Origin of the sequence: Brevundimonas sp. (genome assembly GCF_041919755.1) — a bacterium.
Lineage (GTDB): Bacteria > Pseudomonadota > Alphaproteobacteria > Caulobacterales > Caulobacteraceae > Brevundimonas.
Genome location: NZ_JAYRTD010000001.1, coordinates 54,238 through 77,525 on the forward strand (window position 1 = coordinate 54,238; position 23,288 = coordinate 77,525).

23 protein-coding genes are annotated in these 23,288 nt (G+C 66.9%); 13 read left to right on the forward strand and 10 right to left on the reverse strand.

What is annotated here, in order from left to right; translation table 11 throughout:
* Positions 1 to 2: 2 nt before the first annotated feature.
* Positions 3 to 1,532, forward strand: coding sequence for a histidine ammonia-lyase (gene hutH / locus ACE3TH_RS00320; RefSeq protein WP_374596282.1), 1,530 nt, complete (start codon positions 3 to 5; stop codon positions 1,530 to 1,532).
* On the opposite strand, the gene fni is transcribed toward hutH, so the two are convergent.
* Positions 1,529 to 2,551 carry a type 2 isopentenyl-diphosphate Delta-isomerase gene (gene fni / locus ACE3TH_RS00325; protein ID WP_374596284.1) on the reverse strand — a complete coding sequence of 341 codons (1,023 nt, stop codon included), beginning with the start codon at positions 2,549 to 2,551 and terminating at the stop codon, positions 1,529 to 1,531. The two genes, hutH and fni, sit on opposite strands and share 4 nt — an antisense overlap.
* 65 nt (positions 2,552 to 2,616) lie before the next feature.
* Here fni and ACE3TH_RS00330 point away from each other — a divergent pair, with 65 nt between their 5' ends.
* Positions 2,617 to 3,117, forward strand: coding sequence for a sterol desaturase family protein (locus tag ACE3TH_RS00330; RefSeq protein WP_374596286.1), 501 nt, complete (start codon positions 2,617 to 2,619; stop codon positions 3,115 to 3,117).
* A gap of 32 nt (positions 3,118 to 3,149) precedes the next feature.
* Positions 3,150 to 3,926, forward strand: a complete 777-nt coding sequence (locus ACE3TH_RS00335) for a fatty acid desaturase (protein ID WP_374596288.1) — start codon at positions 3,150 to 3,152, stop codon at positions 3,924 to 3,926.
* Here the strand turns inward: ACE3TH_RS00335 and ACE3TH_RS00340 are convergent.
* From ACE3TH_RS00340 to ACE3TH_RS00355, 4 genes are read right to left on the reverse strand one after another with little or no spacing between them, the layout of a single operon-like run.
* A complete protein-coding gene (locus ACE3TH_RS00340; RefSeq protein WP_374596290.1) occupies positions 3,850 to 4,788 on the reverse strand; it encodes a phytoene/squalene synthase family protein in 939 nt (312 codons plus the stop codon). The genes ACE3TH_RS00335 and ACE3TH_RS00340 overlap by 77 nt on opposite strands.
* Positions 4,785 to 6,287: a phytoene desaturase gene (locus ACE3TH_RS00345; protein ID WP_374596292.1), complete on the reverse strand. Its 1,503-nt coding sequence runs from the start codon at positions 6,285 to 6,287 to the stop codon at positions 4,785 to 4,787. Before ACE3TH_RS00345 ends, ACE3TH_RS00340 begins: the two co-directional genes overlap by 4 nt.
* Positions 6,284 to 7,456 (reverse strand): lycopene beta-cyclase CrtY, encoded by a 1,173-nt coding sequence (gene crtY / locus ACE3TH_RS00350; protein ID WP_374596294.1) that lies wholly within the window; start codon positions 7,454 to 7,456, stop codon positions 6,284 to 6,286. Before crtY ends, ACE3TH_RS00345 begins: the two co-directional genes overlap by 4 nt.
* A gap of 37 nt (positions 7,457 to 7,493) precedes the next feature.
* Positions 7,494 to 9,335, reverse strand: a complete 1,842-nt coding sequence (locus tag ACE3TH_RS00355; protein ID WP_374596296.1) for a PPC domain-containing protein — start codon at positions 9,333 to 9,335, stop codon at positions 7,494 to 7,496.
* Positions 9,336 to 9,431: 96 nt separating this feature from the next.
* Here ACE3TH_RS00355 and ACE3TH_RS00360 point away from each other — a divergent pair, with 96 nt between their 5' ends.
* The 4 genes from ACE3TH_RS00360 to ACE3TH_RS00375 all read left to right on the forward strand — a co-directional run bounded on the left by ACE3TH_RS00360 (position 9,432) and on the right by ACE3TH_RS00375 (position 11,774).
* Positions 9,432 to 10,355, forward strand: a complete 924-nt coding sequence (locus tag ACE3TH_RS00360) for a bifunctional methylenetetrahydrofolate dehydrogenase/methenyltetrahydrofolate cyclohydrolase (protein WP_374596298.1) — start codon at positions 9,432 to 9,434, stop codon at positions 10,353 to 10,355.
* A gap of 47 nt (positions 10,356 to 10,402) precedes the next feature.
* Positions 10,403 to 10,567 (forward strand): hypothetical protein, encoded by a 165-nt coding sequence (locus ACE3TH_RS00365; RefSeq protein ID WP_374596300.1) that lies wholly within the window; start codon positions 10,403 to 10,405, stop codon positions 10,565 to 10,567.
* Positions 10,568 to 10,909 (forward strand): TPM domain-containing protein, encoded by a 342-nt coding sequence (locus ACE3TH_RS00370; RefSeq protein WP_374596302.1) that lies wholly within the window; start codon positions 10,568 to 10,570, stop codon positions 10,907 to 10,909.
* Between the two features lie 82 nt (positions 10,910 to 10,991).
* Positions 10,992 to 11,774: an endonuclease/exonuclease/phosphatase family protein gene (locus ACE3TH_RS00375; protein ID WP_374596304.1), complete on the forward strand. Its 783-nt coding sequence runs from the start codon at positions 10,992 to 10,994 to the stop codon at positions 11,772 to 11,774.
* Here ACE3TH_RS00375 and ACE3TH_RS00380 read toward each other — a convergent pair.
* Positions 11,716 to 13,164 (reverse strand): phospholipase D-like domain-containing protein, encoded by a 1,449-nt coding sequence (locus tag ACE3TH_RS00380; protein WP_374596306.1) that lies wholly within the window; start codon positions 13,162 to 13,164, stop codon positions 11,716 to 11,718. The two genes, ACE3TH_RS00375 and ACE3TH_RS00380, sit on opposite strands and share 59 nt — an antisense overlap.
* A 132-nt stretch (positions 13,165 to 13,296) precedes the next feature.
* Here ACE3TH_RS00380 and ACE3TH_RS00385 point away from each other — a divergent pair, with 132 nt between their 5' ends.
* The 3 genes from ACE3TH_RS00385 (at position 13,297) to ACE3TH_RS00395 (ending at position 16,821) form a co-directional block, all read left to right on the forward strand.
* Positions 13,297 to 13,485 carry a hypothetical protein gene (locus tag ACE3TH_RS00385; RefSeq protein WP_374596308.1) on the forward strand — a complete coding sequence of 63 codons (189 nt, stop codon included), beginning with the start codon at positions 13,297 to 13,299 and terminating at the stop codon, positions 13,483 to 13,485.
* Between the two features lie 117 nt (positions 13,486 to 13,602).
* A complete protein-coding gene (locus ACE3TH_RS00390; RefSeq protein ID WP_374596310.1) occupies positions 13,603 to 16,131 on the forward strand; it encodes a tipN in 2,529 nt (842 codons plus the stop codon).
* Positions 16,132 to 16,221: 90 nt separating this feature from the next.
* Complete coding sequence (locus ACE3TH_RS00395) at positions 16,222 to 16,821, forward strand: hypothetical protein (protein WP_374596312.1); 600 nt, start codon at positions 16,222 to 16,224, stop codon at positions 16,819 to 16,821.
* On the opposite strand, the gene ACE3TH_RS00400 is transcribed toward ACE3TH_RS00395, so the two are convergent.
* Complete coding sequence (locus ACE3TH_RS00400) at positions 16,757 to 17,995, reverse strand: MFS transporter (protein ID WP_374596314.1); 1,239 nt, start codon at positions 17,993 to 17,995, stop codon at positions 16,757 to 16,759. The genes ACE3TH_RS00395 and ACE3TH_RS00400 overlap by 65 nt on opposite strands.
* A gap of 50 nt (positions 17,996 to 18,045) precedes the next feature.
* Here ACE3TH_RS00400 and ACE3TH_RS00405 point away from each other — a divergent pair, with 50 nt between their 5' ends.
* Positions 18,046 to 18,417, forward strand: coding sequence for a DUF423 domain-containing protein (locus tag ACE3TH_RS00405; protein WP_374596316.1), 372 nt, complete (start codon positions 18,046 to 18,048; stop codon positions 18,415 to 18,417).
* Between the two features lie 29 nt (positions 18,418 to 18,446).
* Positions 18,447 to 19,418, forward strand: coding sequence for a prolyl aminopeptidase (pip, locus tag ACE3TH_RS00410; RefSeq protein ID WP_374596318.1), 972 nt, complete (start codon positions 18,447 to 18,449; stop codon positions 19,416 to 19,418).
* On the opposite strand, the gene gatB is transcribed toward pip, so the two are convergent.
* From gatB to gatC, 3 genes are read right to left on the reverse strand one after another with little or no spacing between them, the layout of a single operon-like run.
* Positions 19,415 to 20,908: an Asp-tRNA(Asn)/Glu-tRNA(Gln) amidotransferase subunit GatB gene (gene gatB, locus ACE3TH_RS00415; protein WP_374596320.1), complete on the reverse strand. Its 1,494-nt coding sequence runs from the start codon at positions 20,906 to 20,908 to the stop codon at positions 19,415 to 19,417. The two genes, pip and gatB, sit on opposite strands and share 4 nt — an antisense overlap.
* Positions 20,905 to 22,383, reverse strand: coding sequence for an Asp-tRNA(Asn)/Glu-tRNA(Gln) amidotransferase subunit GatA (gatA, locus tag ACE3TH_RS00420; RefSeq protein ID WP_374596322.1), 1,479 nt, complete (start codon positions 22,381 to 22,383; stop codon positions 20,905 to 20,907). Before gatA ends, gatB begins: the two co-directional genes overlap by 4 nt.
* 1 nt (position 22,384) lies before the next feature.
* Positions 22,385 to 22,672: an Asp-tRNA(Asn)/Glu-tRNA(Gln) amidotransferase subunit GatC gene (gene gatC / locus ACE3TH_RS00425; protein ID WP_296167647.1), complete on the reverse strand. Its 288-nt coding sequence runs from the start codon at positions 22,670 to 22,672 to the stop codon at positions 22,385 to 22,387.
* A 126-nt stretch (positions 22,673 to 22,798) separates the two neighbouring features.
* Between gatC and ruvX the strand changes: the two genes are divergently transcribed.
* Positions 22,799 to 23,266, forward strand: coding sequence for a Holliday junction resolvase RuvX (gene ruvX / locus ACE3TH_RS00430; RefSeq protein WP_374596324.1), 468 nt, complete (start codon positions 22,799 to 22,801; stop codon positions 23,264 to 23,266).
* Positions 23,267 to 23,288 lie beyond the last annotated feature (22 nt).

The following is a 23,288-nucleotide window of genomic DNA, read 5'->3' on the forward strand; positions in this document are numbered from 1 at the left end:
TCATGAATGCTATCACCATCGGCTCTGGGCCACTGACCCTCGCTCAGCTTCGCGCCGTGCTCGAAAGCCCGGTCACGGTAGGTTTGACGGACGCCGCCTGGGCCGATGTCGACAAAGGGGCTGCCACGGTCGCGACCATCCTCGCCGATGGCCGCACCGTCTATGGCATCAACACCGGCTTCGGCTTGCTGGCCAACACCAGCATCGCGCCCGAAGACCTTGAAACCCTTCAGAAGAACCTGGTTCTCAGCCACGCCTGCGGGGTCGGGCCGCTGCTGGACGATGCTGTGGTCCGTCTGCTGATGGTGCTCAAGATCGCCAGTCTGTCCAAGGGGGCCTCCGGCATCCGGCGCGACACGCTGGAGACGCTGATCGTCCTGGTCAATGCCGACATCCTGCCCTGCATCCCTTCGAAAGGGTCGGTCGGGGCCTCGGGCGATCTGGCACCCCTGGCCCACATGTCCTGCGTCCTGATCGGCGTCGGCGAGGCCCGCTCGGGTGGCCAGACGCTATCCGCCGAAGACGCCCTGACGCGGGTCGGCCGTTCGCCGCTGACCCTGGGACCCAAGGAGGGTCTGGCCCTCCTGAACGGGACGCAATGCTCCACGGCGCTGGCTCTGGCCGGTCTTTTCGCAGCCGAGGCCACCTTGGCCGCCGCCATCGCCGCCGGGGCCCTGTCGGTCGATGCGCTGAAAGGGTCGGACGCGCCGTTCGATGCCCGCATCCACGCCCTGCGCGGCCAGCCAGGCCAGATCGACGTCGCCGCTCGTTTGCGTGCGCTGATGGCCGGTTCGGCCATCCGCGACAGCCACCGGGACGACTGTTCCAAGGTCCAGGACCCCTACTCCCTGCGCTGCCAGCCCCAGGTCATGGGGGCAACGCTGGACGTCCTGCGCAATGCCGCCGTTACGCTGGAGCGCGAGGCCAATGCCGTGACCGACAATCCGCTGGTCTTCATCGAGGACGGCGATGTCATATCCGGTGGCAACTTCCACGCCGAACCCGTTGGTTATGCAGCAGATCAGATCGCCATGTGCCTGTGCGAGATCGGCAATCTCTCGGAGCGACGCACCGCCATCCTGGTCGACCCCAAGATGAGCGAACTGCCCGCCTTTCTGGTCAGGGAAAGCGGCCTGAACTCCGGCTTTATGATCGCCCAAGTCACCGCCGCCGCCCTGGTCGCCGAGAACCGCATGGTCGCCCATCCCTGCGTCATCGATACCGTCCCGACGAGCGCCAACCAGGAAGACCACGTCTCCATGGCCACCCACGGCGCGCGCCGCCTGCTGGACATGGCCGAGAATACGGCCACCGTCGTCGGGATCGAACTGCTGGCGGCAGCGCAGGGGCTGGAATTCCACCGCCCCCTGACCTCCTCGCCCGAACTGGAGCAGGTTTTTGCCGTCGTCCGCGAGGCCGCCGCCCCCTACGCCAGCGACCACTATTTTGCCCCGGACATCGCCCGAGCGACCGACGGCGTGCGGGCGGGCCGGTACCGGGCTTTCGCTGGGGACCTGTTGCCGTCGGCCTAGTTCTCGAGTGCCGCGGCCTTCAGAGCCGTCAGATTGGCCGAGCCGGTGACGAAACAGGTCGTCCTCAACTGGCGAATCAGGATCTGGAAGTGCTCCACGACCGCCTCGGTCGAGACGGTGGCCGCCGCCAGCACGCCCGCCGCCTGACCGACCACATCGGCCCCCAGACGAATCGCCTTGGCCGCCTCCACGCCGTCGCGGATACCGCCCGAGCCGATCAGCATCAGGTCCGGACAGGCGGCGCGGACCTCGACAATCGACCGTGCGGTCGGAATGCCCCAGTCGGCAAAGGCGGCCGCATGCACCTTGTCCGCCGGATCGGTCGCCCGCTCACCCTCGACCGTCGCCCAGTTCGAGCCGCCGGCCCCGGCCACATCGATGGCGGCCACGCCCATTTCGGCCAGTCGCCGAGCGGTCGCGCCCGAGATCCCCGCACCCGTCTCCTTGACCACCACAGGCGCATCCAGCGCCTTGACCAAGGCCTCCAGCGCCGCGCCGACGCCCCACCAATCGCGGTCGCCCTCGGGCTGGCAGGCCTCCTGCAGGGGGTTCAGATGTACGATCAGGGCGTCCGCCGCGATCATGTCCAGCACCCGCCGCGCCTCGTCGACCCCGAACCCCTGCGTCAGCTGGGCCGCACCGATATTGGCCAGGATCGGCGTGTCCGGGGCCTTGAGCCTCAGGGCCATGTCCAGACCCGCACCTTGGCCCTCCAGCGCCGCCCGTTGCGAGCCCACCGCGAGAGCGATGCCCAAATGCTGGGCCGCCTCGGCCAGCCGCGCATTGATCGCCTCGGCCCGCGCCGGTCCGCCTGTCATCGAGCTGATCAGCAGCGGGGCCTTCAGCCGCCGCCCCAGAAAGTCGACGCCCAGATCGATCTTGCCGTGATCCAGGTCCGGCAAGGCTTCGTGCACGAAACGGATATCGCTGAACCCCGCATCGCGCCCGTGCCGCGCCTTCCCCGCCAGGATCACGTCCAGATGCTCGTCCTTGCGGTTTCGGATGGCGTCGTTCTGCATGAAATCGACCCTAGCGGCGAGCGGTCGCTGTTGGAACCGAAACCGAGCGGGCGTAGTGTCTCGCCATGATCGCCGTCTGGTTCACCCTTCTGACGCTCGCCGTCTTCTTCGCCATGGAGGGCGTGGCCTGGTGGACGCATCGCTACATCATGCACGGTCCTCTGGGCTGGGGCTGGCATCGCGACCATCATGAGCCGCACGACAAGGCCTTCGAGGTCAATGACCTGTATGGTGTGGTCGGCGCGCTGGTCGGGACGGGGCTGTTCGTCCTCGCCTGGCTGACAGGCCTGTGGTGGGTCCGCGCCATTGCCCTGGGCGTAACCCTGTACGGCCTCGTCTACGCCTTCGTGCACGACGGTCTGGTGCACCAAAGATGGCCATGGCGATGGATGCCGAAGAACGGCTATGCCCGTCGCCTGGTGCAGGCCCACAAGCTGCATCACGCGGTCCAGACCCGCGAAGGAGCCGTGTCTTTCGGCTTTGTCTTCGCCCCCGACCCGCATCGCCTCAGCGCCACGCTGAAGGCCCGCCGCGCCGCGCGCGCAGCCGACCTGCCCGCAGAGTGATTCTGTCCCCGATCACACGGACCCGGCAAACGGTGATCGGGCTTTCGCTGGCCGGACTGATTGTCTGCAGCTGGGTCGCCCTGCACGTCTGGGGCATCTTCTTCCAGCCTCTGACCTGGCCGGCCGTCATCGCCGCGCCGCTGCTGATCCTGACGCAGAGCTGGCTTGGGGCCGGCATGTTCATCGTCGCGCACGATGCCATGCACGGCTCGCTGGCTCCCGGCCGACCCCGTCTGAACGCCATGATCGGCCAGGTCTGCGTCGGGGCCTATGCGGCCTTCTCGTTCCGCCGCCTGAACGTCTGCCACCATCAGCATCACCGCAGCCCGGGCAGCGCCGACGATCCCGACTTCCACGCCGGGGATCCCATGCGGTTCGGACCGTGGTTCTATCGCTTCTTCACCCGCTACTTCGGCTGGCGCGAGTTCGCCATCGTGACGGCGGTGCTGCTCGCCTATCTGTTTATCTTCAAAGCCTCGCCCCTGAACGTCGCCCTGTTCTGGGGCCTGCCCGCCATCCTCAGCGCCCTGCAGCTGTTCGTCTTCGGCACCTGGATGCCGCATCGTCATGAGGCGTCAGGCGCGGCCTTCGCCGATCATCACAATGCCCGGACGGTGCCCATGCCGTGGCTGGCCTCGCTGCTGACCTGTTTTCATTTTGGCATGCATCACGAGCATCACCTGAGCCCGAGCACCCCCTGGTGGCGGCTGCCCGAAGCGCGGCGCGAAGCGCTTAGACTCGCGTCCACAGGGCCGGCCGCGGCGGCGGGGCCTTTCCACGATCCAGCACCTGGGTCCAGATCGCGATAAGCGCACCCCGCCCGAACAGCCACAGCTTCATGGCCCGCCCAACCGACACCCGCCGTTTCCAGACGCCCGGCCCGCCCCGCGCCACCTTGCGGCCGATCTCGCGATAGACCCCACGCGCCGCCGCGATCGCCATCGACGAGCGGAACGGCAGGCCCCGCAGCCCGTCGCGCGCGCTGTCGTAATAGGGCTCAGCCGCATCCAGCAGACGGCAGGTGACGGCGTGCACTGCCGCGCGGTTGGCCGGATCGGCCACAGCCTCGGGCGTCGGCGCGACCCCCGCCTCGCGCAGCCAGTCGGCGGGCAGATAGACCCGTCCGCCTTGCGCATCCTCGATCACGTCGCGCGAAATATTGGTCAGCTGGAACGCCAGTCCCAGATCCTGAGCCCGACGCAAAACCTCGGCGTCCGTCACCCCCATGACCCGCGCCATCATCACCCCGACGACACCCGCGACATGCCAGCAATAGGCCATGACGTCGTCCATTGTACGATAGTCGTGATGCTCCACATCCATGCGAAAGCCGTCGATCATGTCGATGGCCCAGCGCTCGGGCAGGCGATGGCGCAGCGCCACCCGCTGGAAGGCCGCAAAGGTCGGGTCTGACATCGGCTCGCCCGTCATGGCGCGGCGGGTCATGTCGTACAGCCGCGCCAGCCGACGCTTTTGCTCCTCGACCGTCAGTTCCTCATGGCCGAAGCCATGGTCCTGGCCATCGATCTCGTCGTCGCAGGCCCGGCACCAAGCGTACAGCAGCCAGGCATCCTCGCGCACCTCCGGCTCGAACAGCCGCGAGGCAGAGCGGAAGCTCTTGGACCCCTTGACGATCGAGGCCTTGGAGGCGGCGAGGACGGCGTCGGTCATGCGATGGCCTTCGCATCCTCCAGCATCAGACCCGCCGTCGCCTTGGCCGAACCGACCACGCCGGGAATGCCCGCGCCCGGATGGGTCCCGGCGCCGACGACATACAGGTTCGAGACCTTGTCATCGCGATTGTGCGTCCGGAACCAGGCGCTCTGCGTCAGGATCGGCTCCAGCGAGAAGGCCGAGCCCAGATGGGCGTGCAGGTCTTCCTTAAAGTCGCCGGGCGTATAGATGCGCGTGGTCACCAGATCGCGCCGCAGATTGGGGATGTAGCGCTCTTCCAGATAGTCGATGATCTTTTCGCGATACTCCGGACCCTTGACCGACCAGTCGATGTCGGCGGCCCCCAGATGCGGCACCGGCGACAGGACATAGTGGCTGCTCATCCCCTCCGGTGCCATCGAAGTGTCGGTGGCGCACGGGGCGTGCAGATACAGGGAGAAGTCGTCCGGTAGTTTCGGCCCCGCGAAAATCTCGCTGATCAGCTCGCGATATCGCGCCCCGAAACAGATGGTGTGATGGGCCAGCTGCGGCTGCGGCGTCTTCAGGCCAAAGTGCAGCACGAACAGCGACATCGAGAACCGCTTGGACTTCAGCGACTTCGCCTTGGCCTGACCGCGTGCGGTGTGGCCCAGCATCTCGTCATAGGTGTGGACCACGTCGGCATTGGACGCGACCATGTCGGCCGGGATGACCTCTCCACCTTCCAGCCGCACGCCGGTAGCGCGATCGCCCTGCATCTCGATGCGTTCGACCGGCGCATTCAGGCGGAAATCACCGCCCAGGTCCTGGAAGAACTTGACCAGTCCGGCGATCAGCGCCCCCGTCCCGCCGCGTGCGAACCACACTCCCCCACGCCGCTCCAGCGCATGGATCAGGGCATAGACCGAACTGGTCTTGAACGGGTCGCCTCCGACCAGCAGCGTGTGGAAGCTGAAGGCCTGGCGCAGGTGCGGATCCTCGATATAGCGCGCCACCATGGCATGGACGCTGTTCCAGCTTTCCAGCCGCGCCAGCTCCGGTGCCGCCTTGATCATCGACCAGAAGGACTGGAACGGCACAGCGCCCAGCTTGATGTAGCCTTCCTGGTACAATTCCTCGGAATACTGGTGGAACTTGTTGTAGCCCTCGACGTCCTTGGGATTGAAGGCTGCGATCTGGCGCTCCATCGCTGCCTGGTCGTCGTTGTAGTCGAAGGATTTTCCGTCTTCCCAGCACAGCCGATAGAAGGGATCGACCGGCATCAGGTCGACATAGTCCTTCAGTTCCGACCCCGTCCCCTCGAACAGTTCCTTCAGGCAGTCTGGATCGGTGATCACGGTCGGACCGGCGTCGAAGGTAAAGCCGTGTTCTTTCCAGACGTAGGCGCGACCACCCGGCTTGTCGCGCTTCTCGACAAGGGTCGTCTGAATGCCCGCGCGTTGCAGGCGGATGGCCAAGGCGATACCGCCGAAACCGGCTCCAACCACTACGGCCCGACGTGCGACTTGATCTCTCATGGTCGTGATCCCTGCCCCGACTCGCGAAGCTGCTGCAACGCCTTGCCCACGGGGACAGGCGGTTTTCCCGCAAGCAGGCGCAGCTTGTCGAGCGTGGTGATGTGCCCTGCGTAGAAGCGCCGCACGAGGCTTTCGCGCAGGCCGTAGAACCGCTGAAAGACGCGCCACCGCTCTTCCGGTTCCGCAGCGCGGAACAGCATGCGGTTCAGCAGGCGATAGAAGGCCCGATCCGCCCACGTCGCCTTGGAGTGCGTCTCCGTCAGCCGACGCAGCCCTTCGGAACTCAAATCGTCGCTGGCGGCCACCAGACGCGCCAGTCTGACCGCGTCAGGCAGGGAATAGCCGGTGACCGGGTGAAACAGCCCGGCCCACAGGCCCGCCCGCGCCACGGTTGGCTCCTCAGCCCAGAACGCGTCGATGTCGCCATCCAGGGCGATCGGCAGGACACCTTCTTCCTCGGCCACCACCGCCTCGACGCTCCAGCCGCGCGAGCGGATATAGGCGTCGATCCGCCCCCTAAGCGCCCCACGATCCAGTTCCGGCGTATCGGCATAATAGGTATCCTCGATCATCAACGTCCGGTCGTCGAACGGCAGCAGATAGACGAAGCGATAGGCTCCGTACTGGCGCACCGTCGCATCCATGATGGTCGGGCGGGTCAGGCCATGGGGCTCCGTGAGGCGTACCGTCCGCCCGACGAAATTCTGCCAGCCCAGGTCCAGCGTCCGCGTCGGCCTAGGCCCGCGCGCATCGATGACGCCCCGCGCCGTCAGCCTGCGCTGGTCCGACAGCGTCACTCCTGTCGTCTCGACCACCACCGCTTCTCCAGCGATCAGCCGATCCCTCAGCAAAGGGGCCACGGCTTTGTGCAGCCGCTCGGACGTCATGCTGTTGTACGGCGTCGCCAGCACCCGCGACCGCGCCGGAAAATAGACCTCATGCCCCTCGGCCCAGCGGTGCGCCACGGCGGGTGCCAGCCAGGCGCGATCCCGGTCTTCCAGATCGCTGTCGAAGAAGGACCAGGTGTGGTTGCCACCGATCCTCCCGTCCCGCTCGATAACCGCCAAGCGCAGGTCGGGCCGGTCCAGCGCCAGCCGCCAGGCGATCAGCCCCGCCGCCAGCCCGCCGCCGACCAGGATCAGATCATAGTCGTCGCCAGCATCACCCATGCAGTGGCTCTAGCACGTCAGGCGGGGCGACAAAGCGTCAGGGCTTCTTCTCGACCGTCAGGGCATAGCTGCCGGTCTGTCCCTGGACAAAAGCTCCGGCACGAATTTCATAGGTTCCGTCGGCAGGAGCCTTCCACTCCAGTTTGGCATGAGTATCCGACAGGCTGTCATCGTCCGATCCCAGGATTTCGAACTCGCCGTCCACCTGATCGCGTCCGATGAAGACCACGCTATCGAATTCGTTGGACACCATGGTCAGAACCAGTTCCTCGTCCTCCTTCAGCGTCACGCGATAGGCGTCGTAGAAGCTGTTGTCGGCAGCGGTGGCGTCGGTCTCGGTCAGTGTGCCCCGCGCGGTCGAGCCGACCAGCAGGCTGCCCGGCTTCGGCTGCGGCCCCCGGTCAATCAGTTCCAACGAATACAGTCCCTCGCCTTCCGACCCCAGGGGCGAGGCGCGCACCACATAGGTGCCGTCCTCCGGGATGGCGAAGTCCAGCCGCGAATCGGTACCTTCGCTCAAGCCGTCGTCATCGGAGGCCAACATGGAGAAGTCGCCCTCCGCATTACCGATCTGAAGATAGGTGTCGAAATCGCCCGAGCGCATGATGGCGCGCACGCGCTGCCCCTCGGAGGCGGTGAAGCTGTAGGCCTCGAAATGGCGACCGTCGCCGTCCTCATTGTCGGTTTCGCTGATCTCACCCTGGACCGTGGCCCCAAAGGCGAGCGGCTGGGGCGGCCGGTCAGGCTCGATCTCGGAGACCTTCAGGCTGTAGTCGCCCGTCGCGTCGGAGAACCCGCGCGCCGAAATGACATAGGATCCTGTCCTGGGCAGGATGAAGTTGATCCGGGCGTTCAGTCCCTCGGGCCCGCCGTCGTCGTCGGTGGCCAGGCTGGTCTCAGCCTCGTCGAACAGCTCCAGATAGCTGTCGAAATCCGAGGCCGTCATGTCGATACGAATGCGCTGACCCTCGCGCCCCTCGAACCGATAGCGATCGGCGGCAAAGCCGTCGGCGCTGCGGCCGTCGTCTTCGGAAAGTTCGCCCTCCACCGTGTCGCCGATGGCGATGGCCGTCGCCGCGATGGGAGCCGGCCCCTCCGACAGGCTCAGCTTGTAGTCGCCGGTACCGCTGTCCGACAGCGAGGTCGCCCTTACGACATAGCTACCTGCCTCCGGAGCCGTGAAAATCAGCCGCGAGTTCAGCTCCGTATCCGGCCCGTCGTCGTTCATGGCCAGTTCGGTGAAGACCTCGCCCTCCATCCGCCCCACCCGGACCACCGGATCGAAGGCACTGGAGACCAGATCGAAGGTGAACCGCTGGCCCGCCTCGGCTGTGAAGACATAGGCGTCGTAGTGCCCGCCCTCGTCCGTCTCCGCATCGTCGTCGGCCAGGGCACCGTTCCGCGTCTGACCCAGCGCGATCGAGCCAGGCTCCGGGGCCGGTACAGCCGGAGGCCGCTCCGTCAACGTAAGGGTGTAGTCGCCCCCCTCAAGCCCGGACAACGTTCGGGCATGCAGCAGATAGTCGCCGTCCCGGCTCGCCGTAAACCGCAGCCGCGAGTCGGTACCATCCCCCAGACCATCGTCATCGGACGCCAGCGCCTCGTCCTGCCCGCCCTCATAGATGGCCAGATAGGCGTCGAAATCTTCCGCCCGCAGCGTAAACTCCAACCGCTGCCCTGCCGCCGCCCGGAAGCGATAGACGTCATAGCGATACTCGTCATCGACCCCCACAGGATCGTCGGCGGTCAGGGCTCCCTGCACTTCGGTGCCGACATCCAGCGTCGCGACCGGCGGCGCGTCCGTCGATTGCGCCAGGGCGGGCACCGCGTTGAACAGCGCCAGCGCGCTGACGGCGGCGAGAATGGTCTGACGGCGCATGCAAATCCCTCGTGAAGTCGCGCCGATCATAGACGCCGAACCGGCCTGTCTGTAAATCGCTGACACCGCACGATTCCTGACTTCGGAGCCGAAACCATGACGGCCGCCCTCGCTCGCGCCTCCCTGATCGACGGCAAGGCGTTCGCCGTCGGACTGGTCGAGCGCGTCGCCGCCGCCTCCGCCCGGCTGGAAGCGACCCATGCCGTCAAGCCGGGCCTGGCGGTCGTGATTGTCGGCGAAGACCCCGCCAGCCAAATCTACGTCCGCAACAAGGGCGAGACGACCCTGCGTGCCGGCATGCGCTCCGAAACGCATCGCATGGCCCAGACCATCGGCCAGCATGAGCTGCTGGCCTTGATCGCCACGCTGAACGCCGACCCCGGCATTCACGGCATTCTGGTCCAGCTGCCCCTTCCCGCCCACATCGACAGTGCCGCCGTTCTGGGAGCCATCGATCCCGACAAGGATGTGGACGGCTTTCACGTGGTCAATGCCGGGCGGCTGGCCGTTGGCCTGCCGGGTCTGGTGCCCTGCACGCCGCTGGGGTGCCTGATGCTGCTGAAGGCGGAGCTGGGCGATCTGTCGGGTCTGAACGCCGTCATCGTCGGCCGCTCCAACATCGTCGGCAAGCCGATGGCGCAGTTGCTGCTGGGCGAAAGCTGCACCGTCACCATCGCCCACTCCCGCACCCGCGATCTGCCTGCCCTGTGCCGCACCGCCGACATTCTTGTCGCCGCGGTCGGTCGTCCGGAGATGATCCGGGGCGACTGGATCCGGCCCGGTGCCACCGTCATCGATGTCGGCATCAACCGTGTCCCCTCTCGCGATCCGGACAAGGCGGCCCAAGGCAAGACCCGGGTCGTCGGCGACGTCGCCTTCGACGAAGCCGTTGAGGTCGCCGGCCGGATCACCCCCGTCCCCGGCGGCGTCGGCCCCATGACCATCGCCTGCCTGCTGGCCAACACCTATACCGCCGCCTGCCGAAGCGCGGGGATAGCCCCTAACGATCTGAGCGCTTGATCGCTGTAGGCCGCGCAGATTCTGCCCTCGCTATCATTCCGCTAGGCATGGGTCCCAGCTGGGTGCCAAAACTGGCGGACAGCTGGCAGGCCGGTCATCTGGCCTCCACCGATGTGGGGGTGGCTCAGAACCTGTCGGCTTATGCCCTGATCCAGGCCGCCACCTTCATCGTCGTCTACCTGCTGACCTCGATCCAGCCCGTGCGGCGCTGAGTGACGCCCCGTCAGGTGCGTCAGGCGCGGATTCGCAAGGCGGCCCTGCAGCAGTTTCTGGCCCAAGGCCAGCACGTGCCCGAGGCCCGGACCGGCGTCCTGCTGTTCGCCTGCGCGGCCGATCGTCAGGTCGAGGTCATCGCCGACGAGGGCATTCACAGCCGGGTCGAGCCCGAAGTCTGGGCTGACGCCGCTCAGGCGCTGGCCCAGGGCCTGAAAGCCGGTGATCCTGTCGATGGCTTCCAGACGGCTATCGGCCTGTGCGGCGATGTACTGGCCCGACACTTCCCGCCACGGCCGCTGAACCGCAACGAGATCGCCGACAAGCTGGTCGTAATGTGACGCGTCTGTCAGGACGTCGCTTTGGCGTCGCAATCGGTGGCCATAGACCCTATCCGTTCGACTGCGCTTCTCACGGACCCGTATGCCCCGCCTGCTGACCTATAATGTGCATCGCTGTGTCGGGACCGACCGACGGCTGGACGTCGCCCGCGTCGCCGCCGTCATCGCCGAGCAGGAGCCGGACATTGTCTGCCTTCAGGAACTGGACGTCGGCCGCGCCCGCACCGGCCATGTCGACCAGGCCGAAGCCATCGCGCGCGACCTGGCCATGACCTTCCACTTCAACGCCGCCATGCGGATCGAGGCGGAGGAATACGGCGACGCCATTCTCAGCCTGCATCCTGAGCGGCTGTTGAAGTCTGGTGCTTTGCCAACCGTCCGCGGCGTGCCGGGGCTGGAGCCGCGCGGGGCTCTCTGGGCCGCGATCGATTTCGACGGCGTGACCCTGAACGTGATCAACACCCATCTGGGGCTGGTCCCGCGCGAACAGCGCCTTCAGGCCGCCGCCCTCATCGGCGCGGGTTGGGCCGGCCATCCGGACTGCAAGGGCCCGACCATCCTGACCGGCGACTTCAACGCCACTTCCATGACCCGGCCCTACAAGACCTTGACCCGGCATCTCGCCGATGCCCAGCGTCTGTTGAATTTGAAGCCATCGGTGAAGACCTTTCCTTCGACCTTTCCGACCATCCGGATCGACCACGCCTTCGTCACGCCGGACATCGTGCCGACGCGCATCTGGGCCCCGCGGTCGCCGCTGGCGCGCGCGGCCTCCGATCACCTTCCGCTGGTGATGGATTTCGAGATCAGGCCGACTGCAGCGGCAGCCGTCGCCGCGACCGGATCCTCCGCTTCCACGGCCTGAAGGCATCGGCGGTCGAGGTCGGATCACCCAGCTGAAACTCGGCGATCAGCCGCTCGATATTGGATGGAGCCGTTGCACCCAGTACCTTCATCCGCCCGGTATCGAACCGTAGCACCGCTTCGCCCACCGATCGGCTCAAGGCCTCGGCGGCGGCAAAGGCGTCGGTGTCCACGCCGATCCAGTGGCCCAGGGTCCTGTGTCGGAACCGGGCGATGGCCGCCCGCCCCTCCTCCGTGCCTGGCCGGGCCGCGATGTCGCATTCGGTATCGAACCCCAGCGACCGGTTGTTCAGATTGGTCGAGCCGATCCTCAGGATGTCGTCGTCATAGATCGACACCTTGGCATGAACGATGATCCGCTCATCTCCCTTGGTCCACGGCGTGAAGGCAAAGAACCGGTTGTGCCGGTCCGCCTGCTCGAGCCTGTACAGAACCTCTGACCGCGCCGTATCCATGGTTATCCGGTCAAACCAGCTGGGACTGGTACCGGTCGAGACCAGCACGATCTCCGGCCCGTCCCATTCCTCCAGCCGTTCGGCCAGGGCCGCAGCGATCACGGGCGAGGTGAAATACTGATTCTCCAGATAGATCAGCCGCTTGGCCTTTTTGATCAGATCCAGATGCAGGGCCTCGTTCTCCCGCACCTCCACCTTGGAATGCCAGCGCGGCTCGGTGCGAGCGATAGCCACGGGCGTGTCGCGCATGTCCGGCTCGACCTCGTCCGGCCAGGGATCATTGTCCGTGACATCCGGCAGGGTCTTCTCCCAAGTCGACTTGAACCAGCGATGCCGCGCCAGATCGCCCAGCGCCCTGGCCGCCGGCCCATCCATGACAGCCATGACCTCATGACGCGGCGAACAGATAACGCCCGACGGCTGGCACCGGCGCGGATCGCCGTCCAGATGCTCGGACGTGTCCCAGCGATCCGTCGCGATGTCGCCGCCTCCGACGAAGGCCACGGCATCGTCGATGATCACGACCTTCTGGTGATGGCAAGCCCCCGGAATGCCTGGATCGAGCCGGAACTCCACCATCCGCTTGCGAAACCAGCGTTGCGACTTGTGCGGATAGAAGCCCTGCGAGGCCGCGATCAGCAGCGGCGACTTCCAGATCAGCATCCGGACATCCAGCTCGGGCCGCGATCGCACCAGCCGACGCAACTGATGGCCGATCTGGGCCTGATGGTCGTGATGATGGCTCTCGGGGTCCAGCCGCGTGCGCGGGTCGAACTGCCAGCCCAGGATGACGATCGACTTCTGCGCCTTGGCGATCGAGGATCGCAGGGCTTCGAAATAGGAGTCGTTCTCCATCAGCACGGCCAGCCGACCGGCGGTTTCGACCCGCCAGCAATTCCGTCCGGGCTCGAAGGCCTGATCGTCCGCATCCGTCATGGTGCGACCCTAGCGCAAAAGCGTGACAACCGGTCCAGCCGAATGCTGAAGCTGCCACCCTTTCGACATGGATTGCCCAACCGCCGCTTTGCGAGCATACTGTCTCAGTCATTCTGACAGGGGACGTCGCCGATGCAGGCGCTTATCGAATTGATCGCGGGGTTCGTCGCCATGCTGGTGGCCGTCGCCCTGTCGCAATTCGGCATGAACGTCGATGTGCCGAACAAGCCTGAACGCGAAATCCGCCGCGTCCAGGACTGCGGCGATCAGCGCGCATCCACGGTGATTGTCGTAGCCGATAGCCCCCAGCGTAGCTGCTGATTCGTCCCCCGCCTTTCGACCTGAATCGCCTTTTCCCCTGTCGATTGAACCGCTAGGGTTTTCCTCGTCCACCCGGCGTCGCGCCTCGATGCCCTCTCGTGACGAGTTCGACGCACTATGAAGTCCCGCCAACGGCCTCCTCTGAACCTGTCATCCCTCGATCCCGTCGAGCCGGATCAGCATGACGAGGGCACAGCCGTCGCGGAGCCTGCGCCAGACCCCGCTCTCGACCTCGACCGTCCCATGTCCGAACGCCGTCGGCGTCGGTTGGCCGAGGAACAGGCTCGTCAGGCTCAAGCCCAAGCCGTGGGTCAAATGCGGGCCGAAAACCTTGCCGCCCCGGAACGGGCCGTAGCATTGGCGTCCGAGCCAGCCAAATCGTCTGCACAAGCCCCATTGGCACCGTATGACACGCAAGCGCTTCAGGCGACGGGCCGGGCGCGCAAGGCCGCCGCTCCGGGTGAAAACCGTGCCTATCTGATCGCTGGCCTCGCGTCCGCCGCCTGGGTCGCCGGCGTCGTCGCCTGGCTGACGTATGAGGTCAGCGCGGGCACCGCCGAGCTGGAGCCGCTCCGTCTCGCCGTCTATGCCCTGATCGCCCTCGCACCCGTCGGCCTGGCCATCCTGCTGGCCCATGCCGTGCGTCAGGGGGCCGGTCTCGCCGCCGAAACCCGCCGCGCGCGCGAACTGGCCGAGGCCTTGGTCGCCCCTACCGCGCTCGCGGCGCAGCAGACGGGCACCGTGCTGCAGTCCCTGCGCAACGACATCGATCTGGCCTCGGTCGCCGCTGAACGCGCCCGACACGACATGACCTTGCTGCGCGAGGCCCTGGTTCAGGAAACCACCCGCCTGACCGACGCCGCCGATGTCGCTGGCAGAACCGCTCGTCGTCTGGTCGAGCAGCTGGGGGCCGAGCGCAACGAGATGCAGGCCTTGGGCACCCGCCTCGACGCCCAGGCCACCGGCGTGGCCGATGCGGTCGAGCGCCAGTCCCGCATGGTCATCGACGCCTCCGACCTGGCCCAGACCCAGTTGCGAGAAGCCGAGGCCGCCCTCGCCGCTCGTGCCGCCGACCTGGCCGCCGCCGCCGGAGAGGCCCAGGACGCCGCCCGCCTCGCCGCAGATGACCTGGCCCGCCAGACCCTGCGTCTGGAGAATGCTGGCGCCGGCGTCGCCGAACAGATCCTCTCCGTCGAGGAAGGTCTGGGCCAGCAGCGCGCGGCCCTGGTCACCGCAGCCCTTGGCTTGCGCACCGATCAGGAGGATTTCTCGGCCCAGGTCGAGAGCCAGCGCGCCCAGCTGACCGAACAGCTGTCCGCCACCCGCTCCGTTACCCAGGATCTGGGCGACACCACCCAGCGCACAACGGAATCGATCAAGGACCTGGTCGAGGCCGCCACCGACCAGTTCCGCGCCCTCGTCGACATGTCCCAGCGCGAGGCCGACGGTTTCGACGCCGCCACCAAACTGGCCCTCGACAAGTTCGAGACCCTTGCCGCAGAGGCCCGCGACGCCCTGGTCGAGGAAACCCGGCGCGCCCTCGCCGCCCTTCAGGCCACAGCGGAAGAGTCGCGCCAAGCCGCCACCGAGGCCGCCGATCTGGCTCAGGTCCGCGTCGACCGCCTGGGCGAGGCCCTGTTCGAAGCGGCCCAGAAGGCCGATCAGGCCGCTGATACCCGCATCGACGGCGCGCGCCGGATCGTGGCCGAAACCGCCGGCATGGTCGATGAGGCTGGCGAACGCGCCCTGATGCGACTGGAAGCCACCGTCGAACGCATGAACGACGCCCTGGCGCGCATCGACGCCACTATCAGCGACCTGGACGACCGCACCGCCCGCCTGCCGCAGGAGGCCCAGTCCCGCGTGGAGGCCGTCCGCACCTCCGTCGAACAGGGCCTCGCTGCCCTGTCCGCCGCATCGCAGAAGGCCGCGGCCGATACCGAAGCCCTGGATGTCGGCTTCCAGGAACGCGTGCGCCGCAATTACGACATGCTGACCGAGGCCGTGCGGCTGATGGGCGTCGTCTCCGGCGAGCCTGCCGGTGGACGCCGACGCGAGCCGACGCCGGTGGCTCCGCCGCCCGTCGTCGAGGCCCCGGCCCGGCCCGACCCCGGCCTTCGCCCGGCCATCGCGCCCAAGGATGAAAACCGCGGCTTCGGCCAGCGCATCCGCCCGGTGCCAGAGCCCGAACCCCAGCCGGCCAACACCTTCGAACGCGAAACTTCAGGCCCGGCTGCGCGCGACGACGAGCCGCTGGATCTCGACACACCCCTGATGCCGCCGGTCGCGACCGAGGCTCTGGGCGAGCGCATCACGGCCGCCATTCGCCGCATGGGGGTCGACCCGAATGCGCTCCTGCCCCGGTCCCGCGTCGAAGAGGCGGCCCAGGCCGTGACCGCCGGCGACCCCGATCGCGCGCGTCAGATCGTGCGCCGCGTCGCCCCCGCCGCCGTACGCAGCGTCTCCCGCCGCGTCCTGACCGATCCGGACATGCGAGCCGATGCCGAGGCCTATGTGCGGGCCGTCTCCCGCGACCTCGGCATGCGCGCTGCGGCGCGAGATGGCGCAGGCGTGCTGGGTCAACTGACCTCCGACGGCGGCCGCGCCTATATGCTGCTGGACGCCGCCATCGGCGATCTGGGCTAAGCCCTCGAACGATTGTGTATTGACGGGACCCGCCTGTTTCCGACACGGTCCCGCCATCTGTCACAGTATCGTCATGCACAGGCGGGGGCCATGCTCGACACCCGATTGCTAGAGACGCCGGACACCCGACCGGCGATCGCCATCTGCGCCTATGAGATCGGTGACACCGGCTGGGATCCGGTCGAGGACCTGTCTGGCGAGCCCTGGAATCCGACGGGCGCGCGAACCCTGGCGATCGACCCCGCCGCGCCTGACGCCCTGGTCGCCACCCTCAGCGAAGCGCTCGGCTCTCCCGCCTGCCGCGGTCTTCTGCTGGTCGGACGAACGCGGCAGGAGGGCGGGTTCAAGCTGCAGATCCGCACCGAAAACCGCTCCCTTGACGGCACCCACAGGGGCAATCCCGACGGCCCCGGCGTCGCCCGCGCCACCGCCCCCACCGCCGAAATGGTGCGCGAAATCGCCGAAGCCGGTCTGAAGGCCAGCGTCAGCTCTGAGACCGAGGACGATGTCGGCAGCTATCTGCTGTATCGCGTCCTCGCGGCCCTGCCAGAGGGCATGGATACCCCGGCCGTCGGCCTGCTGCGCGCGCCCGTCGATGCCGCTGACGACCATGTCCAGAAGGCGGTCAAGGCCGCGGCCCAGGCGATCGCCCGGCATCTGGCCCCCCTGCCCCGTCCCCGCGCGGCCTGATCGCTCGCCGGGCCAGCCCCCCGCGCAGCATCAGCGCCGCCGCCAGCCCTAGACCAGCCAACACCACCATCGCCCAATAGCCGCCGGCTCCGAAGCGGTCGTACAGCGGCCCCGACACCATCGTCGCCAGACCGATCAGCACCCCGGCCGACAACACCGAACTCAGCGTCTGCGCCGCCGTATGCCCGTCCGATGGCGACAGCCGCTCCACCAATTGCACCCCCGCCAGGAAGGTCGCGGCAAAGGTCAGGGCATGCAGCGCCTGCAGCGGCCACAGCGCCCACAGCGGCGGTGCCATCGCCATCAGCGACCAGCGCAGGATGGAAGCGACGCATCCGATCACCAGCAGGCTCCAAGCCCCTATGCCGACCCGTCTGCGCCAGGGCTCCACGACCCACATCAGCGCGATCTCGACCACCACACCAAACGCCCAGAGCTGACCGGTGACCGCCGCACTGACCCCCTGCGACTGCCACAGGATGGCAGAGAAGCCGTACTGGAAGGCATGCGCCGCCTGAACCGCCCCGACGGCGAAAATGGCGAGCATGAAGACCGGATCGACCAGCAGCCGGCCCACTCCCTTGAACCGCTCGCGACCCCGCACCGTCGCGCCATCGGTCACGCGCTCGCTCGGCAGGACGACCGCGGCGACGACCACAATGCCCAGGGCCGCTACCACACTGGCGACGATCACCGCGTCCACCGGTGCACGCAGCAGCAGCGCCCCCATCCCCAGATTGGCCAGAACGAAGGCGGCCGACCCCGCGCCTCTCGGCAGCGAAAACGTAAAGCCATGCCGGGCCGCCAGCCGCAGGGTCAGCACATCGCTGAGCGGGATCAGCGCCGCCGCCGCCGTCGCCCCGACGAACCAGCCGATGGCCCAGCCCGCAAAGCCGCTCGCCAGCCCGGCCCCGGCATAGCCCGCCGCCATCACGGCCCCCAGGATGGCGATAGGGGCTCGCCGCGTCTGGAACCCGTCGGCCCAGACGGCCAGCGCAGGCCCCGTCACCAGCCGCCCCAGCATGGGGGCCGCCAGCAGCACGCCGATCTCGGCCCCGCTCAATCCCTGCGCGCGGAACCACAGCCCCGCGAACGGCAGGGTCACGCCATTGGCCGCGAACAGCAGTACATATTGCAGGGCCATGCTGGCGGCGGGGCGGACGGCGGGCGACATGAGACGGAGTCTAGCAGACCCGCCCGATTCCATGCTCTATCTAGTGTTCCATGATACTGTCACGCTTGCTCGCCCCCTTCGCCTGTCTGAACGGTGCCATGGCCGTCGCCCTGGGGGCCTTCGCCGCACATGGTGCCGGTCCTGCGGTCAAGACCCTGCTGACGACCGGGGCCCAGTATCAGATGATCCATGCCCTGCTGGCTCTCGTCTGCGTTCTCTGGCCGTCGCGTGACCGCCTGATCCTTATCGCCGGAGGAATGGCCGCCGCCGGTGGTCTGATCTTCTCGCTGGCGCTTTCCGCCATCGCCCTGCTCAGCCTGAAGGCGATGGGGGCCGTCGCTCCGATCGGCGGCCTGCTGATGATCCTGGCCTGGCTTCTGTTGGCCGTCTGCGCCCTGCGCGTTCCCTCAAAATCCGCCTGACCGGGCGAATACGAAAGACCGTTTACAGTATGGCTTTTCCCGCGCCCTCGACCCGCCGCGACCTCTATCCCGAGATCGAGGCCTATCAGACCGGCTTCATGGCGACCGACAGCGTCCATGAAATCTACTGGGAACAGAGCGGCAATCCGGACGGCATTCCGGTCATCGTCCTGCACGGCGGTCCCGGCGGAGCGGTCAATCCGGGCATGCGTCGCTATTTCGACCCCTCGAAGTATCGCATCGTCATGCTGGACCAGCGCGGCTGTGGCCGCAGCCGTCCGAACGCCTCGCTGGAGGACAACACCACCTGGACCCTGATCGCCGACATCGAGCGGCTGCGCGAACAACTGGGCATCGACAAATGGGTGGTCTTCGGCGGCAGCTGGGGCTCCACCCTGTCGCTGGCCTATGCCATCACCCATCCCGACCGCGCCCTGTCCCTGGTCCTGCGCGGCATCTTCCTGCTGACCAGGCCCGAACTGCACTGGTTCTATCAGGACGGGGCGTCCCACATCTTCCCCGACGCCTGGGAGCGGTTCCTGGAGCCCATCCCCGAGGATGAGCGTCACGACCTGATGGGGGCCTATTACAAGCGGCTGACCGGCGACGATGCGGCAGAACGCGACCGCTGCGCCATCGCCTGGTCCAGCTGGGAGGGCGAAACCGTCAGCGTCCAGGGTCCCGACGCCCGTCCCGACCGCTTCGCCGAGGCCGAATTCGCCGTGGCCTTCGCCCGGATTGAATGCTGGTACTTCATGAACGGCGGCTTCTTCCCCGAGGAAAACTGGCTGCTGAACAACGTCCACCGCATCCGCCATCTGCCCTGCTGGATCGCGCAAGGGCGCTTCGACGTCGTCACCCCCATGACCAGCGCCTGGGCCCTGCATCGCGCCTGGCCCGAGGCCAGACTAGACATCGTCCCCGACGCCGGCCACGCCTCCAGCGAACCGGGCATCATCGACAGCCTGGTCCGCGGAACCGATTGGGCGGCGGGGGTCTAAAGCCCCAGCTTGCCCTTAAGGATGTCGTTAACCGCGGCCGGATTGGCCTTGCCGCCTGTCGCCTTCATCACCTGACCGACAAACCAGCCCAGCGCCTGAGGCTTCTCGACGACGGCCGCGACCTTGTCGGGATTGGCGGCGATGATCTCGTCGATGGCCTTTTCGATCGCGCCGGTGTCGGTGACCTGTTTCAGGCCATGTTTCTCGACGACCTCTGCGGGTGAGCCCTCGCCGTTCCAGACGTGGTCGAACACCTCCTTGGCGATCTTCGACGAGATGACGTTGGTCTCGATCAGTTCGACCAGCTGGGCGACATGGGCGGCGGGCAGCGGGTTGTCGCTGAAGTCGCGGCCATCGGCGGCCAGGCGGGCGGACACCTCATTGGTCACCCAGTTGGACACCAGCTTGGCGTCGCGGCCCTTGGCTGCGGCTTCGAAATAGTCGGCCTTGGCCTGTTCCGAAATCAGCACCACGGCGTCGTATTGCGACAGGCCATAGTCGGCCATCAGCCGACGTCGCTTGGCGTCCGGCAGTTCCGGCAGGTCGGCCTTGATGGAGTCGATCCAGGCCTGTTCCAGCTCCAGCGGCAGCAGGTCGGGGTCGGGGAAGTAGCGATAGTCCATCGCCTCTTCCTTGGACCGCATCGAGCGGGTCTCACCGGCTGTGGGATCGTACAGGCGCGTCTCCTGATCGATCTTGCCGCCGTCCTCCAGGATTTCGATCTGGCGCCGGGCCTCATAGTTGATGGCCTGGCTGATGAAGCGGAACGAGTTGACGTTCTTGATCTCGCAGCGCGTGCCCAAGTGCGAGAAGTCGCCGGTTTTCTTGAAGCGGGCATAGCCGCCCTCGCGGCAGACCGAGACGTTGACGTCGGCGCGCAGATTGCCCTTCTCCATGTCACCGTCGCAGGTGCCCAGATAGACCAGGATGGTGCGGATCTTCTTGACGTAGGCCACCGCCTCTTCCGGCGAGCGGATGTCCGGACGAGACACGATCTCCATCAGGGCCGTGCCTGCGCGATTCAGGTCGACGTAGCTTTCTGTCGGCGAAAGGTCATGGATCAGCTTGCCCGCATCCTGTTCCAGGTGCAGCCGCTCAATGCCGACGTTGAAGAAGCTGCCGTCCTCGGCCTCCACCTCGACGACGCCCTCGCCGACGATGGGGAAATACAGCTGGCTGATCTGATAGCCGGTGGGCAGGTCGGGGTAAAAGTAGTTCTTGCGGTCGAACTGGCTGCGCTTGTTGATCTGCGCATTCAGGCCCAGGCCCGTGCGGACCGCCTGTTCGACGCAGTGTTTGTTCAGCGTCGGCAGCATGCCGGGAAAGCCCGCATCGACCAGCGACACCTGCTCGTTCGGCCCCGCGCCAAAGCCGACGGCGGCTCCGGAGAACAGCTTGGCCTTCGACGCCACCTGGGCGTGGATTTCCAGCCCCATGACGATTTCCCAGGCCCCGGTGCGGCCATGGATGAGTTTGTCAGTCACGCTCACCACCACTTCTCCGGCTTGGCCACAAACCCTGCCGCGTCTTCCAGCGCGCTCGCCACCTGGAACACTGTCGCCTCGTCCAGCGCCTTGCCGATGACCTGAAGGCCCAGCGGCAAGCCGCCACTATCCAGACCCGCTGGCACCGAAATCCCCGGCAGACCCGCCAGATTGGCGGTCACGGTGAAGATGTCGTTCAGATACATCTGCAGCGGATCGATCTGCTTGTCGCCCAGCGCAAAGGCCGCCGACGGCGTAGACGGGGTGACGATGGCATCGACCTTGTCCCACACATTGTCGAAGTCCTCGGCGATGCGGCGGCGGACCTTCAGCGCGCGGACGTAATAGGCGTCGTAGAAGCCAGCCGACAGCACATAGGCCCCGATGGTCAGGCGGCGCTGGACCTCCTTGCCGAAGCCCTCGGCGCGGCTGGTCTCGTACAGGTCCGTCAGGCTGGTGGTGCCCTCGGCGCGGTGGCCAAAGCGCATGCCGTCATAGCGGGCCAAGTTGGACGAGGCCTCGGCCGGGGCGACGATATAATAGGCCGGCAGGGCATATTTGGTGTGCGGCAGGCTGATCGGCACGATCTCGCAGCCCGCCGCCTTCAGCCAGGCGATGCCCTGGTCCCACAGGGCCTGGATCTCGGCAGGCATGCCGTCGACGACATATTCGGCGGGCACGCCGATGCGCAGCCCCTTGACCGACTTGCCCAGCGACTGGGTCCAGTCCGGCGTTTCAATGTCGAGACTCGTCGCGTCCTTCGGATCGAAGGAGCACATGGAGCGCAGCAGGATGGCGGCGTCCTCGACCGTCTTCGTGATCGGCCCGGCCTGGTCCAGCGAACTGGCGAAGGCCACCATGCCGAAGCGGCTAGCGCGGCCATAGGTGGGCTTGATCCCGACCGTGCCGGTGAAGGCGGCGGGCTGGCGGATCGAGCCGCCGGTGTCGGACGCGGTGGCGGCCAGGCAAAGGTCGCCAGCGACCGCCGAGGCCGAACCGCCGGAAGAGCCACCCGGCGTCAGTTCGGCGTTGGAGGTCTTGGACTTCCACGGATTCTTGACAGGACCGAAGGCCGAGGTCTCGTTGGACGAGCCCATGGCGAACTCGTCCATGTTCAGCTTGCCCAGCATGACCGCGCCGTCGGCCCACAGGTTGGCCGTGACGGTCGATTCATATGGCGGCACGAAGCCGCGCAGCATGTTCGACCCGGCCGTCGTCTGGACGCCCTGGGTACAGAACAGGTCCTTGATGCCCAGCGGCGCGCCTTCCAGCGCCCCGCCCTCGCCCCTGGCCAGGCGAGCGTCGGAGGCCCGCGCCATCTCCAGCGCCTTGTCTGTGGTCTGGACGACGAAGGCGTTCAGCGTCGGATTGGCGGCGTCGATGTTGGCGACGAAGGCCTTGGTGATTTCCTCGGACGAGAAGTCGCGGGCCTTGAGGCCGTCGATGGCAGCCTTGAGGGTCAATTTGGTCAGGTCGGACATTCTACTCGACCACCTTGGGTACGACGAAGAAGCCGTCGGCGGAGCGCGGCGCATTGGACAGGACGGCCTCGACCTTGCCGCCGTCGGTCACGACGTCGTCACGCAGGCGCATGGGCTGGGCCACATTGGAGGTCATGGGCTCCACGCCGTCGATGTCGACCTCGTCCAGCTGCTCGATCCAGGCCAGGATGCCGTTAAGCTCCTTGGCCAGCGGCTCCAGCCGGTCCTCGGGGGTCTTGATGCGGGCGAGGTGGGCGACCTTGCGCACCGTCGCGGCGTCGATGGCCATGCGGCCCTCCAGAAACAGTTCCAAGCGGGCGGGATTAGCGGCCCCGACTGGATTTCACAAGGATTCAGACGCCGCAACGGCTTTGACAGCGGGGCCGTGTGCGCCTACCGCCGCGCGGTGACCGAAATGACCCTCGAAGCCCTGTCCGCATCGACCCCGCCGGGAACCGCCTGGCTGGGGCTGGATCTGGGCGAGAAGACCATCGGTGTGGCCGTGTCCGACACCAGCCGGATGATCGCCAGCCCGCTGTCGCTGATCCGCAAGGTCAAGTTCACCCAGGATGCCGAGACCCTGTTCAAGATCATGAACGGGCGCGGTGTGTCGGGTCTGGTTATCGGCCTGCCGCTGAACATGGACGGCTCAGAAGGGCCACGCGCCCAGTCATGTCGGGCCTTTGCGCGCAATCTGCAGCGGTTGCGGCCGGTCCCCTACGCCTTCCAGGACGAGCGGCTGTCGACCAGTGCGGTGGAACGGTTCCTGATTGAGGACCTGGACCTGAACCGCAAGCGACGCGCCGATGTCGTGGACCGCACGGCCGCCGCCTGGATATTGCAGGGTGCGCTGGACCGGTTGCGCGCTTCCCCTCCCGCCTGACTGGCCCTATAGCCGGGCCTCG

Bases quoted from the DNA above. Each gene is read 5' to 3' on its own strand.
- fni (WP_374596284.1), bottom strand. From the start codon at position 2,551: ATGCAGAACGACGCCATCCGAAACCGCAAGGACGAGCATCTGGACGTG.
- ACE3TH_RS00385 (WP_374596308.1), top strand. From the start codon at position 13,297: ATGCAGGCGCTTATCGAATTGATCGCGGGGTTCGTCGCCATGCTGGTG.
- ACE3TH_RS00380 (WP_374596306.1), bottom strand. From the start codon at position 13,164: ATGACGGATGCGGACGATCAGGCCTTCGAGCCCGGACGGAATTGCTGG.
- gatC (WP_296167647.1), bottom strand. From the start codon at position 22,672: ATGGCCATCGACGCCGCGACGGTGCGCAAGGTCGCCCACCTCGCCCGC.
- ACE3TH_RS00355 (WP_374596296.1), bottom strand. From the start codon at position 9,335: ATGCGCCGTCAGACCATTCTCGCCGCCGTCAGCGCGCTGGCGCTGTTC.
- ACE3TH_RS00395 (WP_374596312.1), top strand. From the start codon at position 16,222: ATGCTCGACACCCGATTGCTAGAGACGCCGGACACCCGACCGGCGATC.
- ACE3TH_RS00405 (WP_374596316.1), top strand. From the start codon at position 18,046: ATGATACTGTCACGCTTGCTCGCCCCCTTCGCCTGTCTGAACGGTGCC.
- ACE3TH_RS00390 (WP_374596310.1), top strand. From the start codon at position 13,603: ATGAAGTCCCGCCAACGGCCTCCTCTGAACCTGTCATCCCTCGATCCC.
- pip (WP_374596318.1), top strand. From the start codon at position 18,447: ATGGCTTTTCCCGCGCCCTCGACCCGCCGCGACCTCTATCCCGAGATC.
- ACE3TH_RS00360 (WP_374596298.1), top strand. From the start codon at position 9,432: ATGACGGCCGCCCTCGCTCGCGCCTCCCTGATCGACGGCAAGGCGTTC.
- ACE3TH_RS00365 (WP_374596300.1), top strand. From the start codon at position 10,403: ATGGGTCCCAGCTGGGTGCCAAAACTGGCGGACAGCTGGCAGGCCGGT.
- hutH (WP_374596282.1), top strand. From the start codon at position 3: ATGAATGCTATCACCATCGGCTCTGGGCCACTGACCCTCGCTCAGCTT.
- ACE3TH_RS00375 (WP_374596304.1), top strand. From the start codon at position 10,992: ATGCCCCGCCTGCTGACCTATAATGTGCATCGCTGTGTCGGGACCGAC.
- gatA (WP_374596322.1), bottom strand. From the start codon at position 22,383: ATGTCCGACCTGACCAAATTGACCCTCAAGGCTGCCATCGACGGCCTC.
- ACE3TH_RS00330 (WP_374596286.1), top strand. From the start codon at position 2,617: ATGATCGCCGTCTGGTTCACCCTTCTGACGCTCGCCGTCTTCTTCGCC.
- ruvX (WP_374596324.1), top strand. From the start codon at position 22,799: ATGACCCTCGAAGCCCTGTCCGCATCGACCCCGCCGGGAACCGCCTGG.
- ACE3TH_RS00345 (WP_374596292.1), bottom strand. From the start codon at position 6,287: ATGAGAGATCAAGTCGCACGTCGGGCCGTAGTGGTTGGAGCCGGTTTC.
- ACE3TH_RS00340 (WP_374596290.1), bottom strand. From the start codon at position 4,788: ATGACCGACGCCGTCCTCGCCGCCTCCAAGGCCTCGATCGTCAAGGGG.
- ACE3TH_RS00400 (WP_374596314.1), bottom strand. From the start codon at position 17,995: ATGTCGCCCGCCGTCCGCCCCGCCGCCAGCATGGCCCTGCAATATGTA.
- crtY (WP_374596294.1), bottom strand. From the start codon at position 7,456: ATGGGTGATGCTGGCGACGACTATGATCTGATCCTGGTCGGCGGCGGG.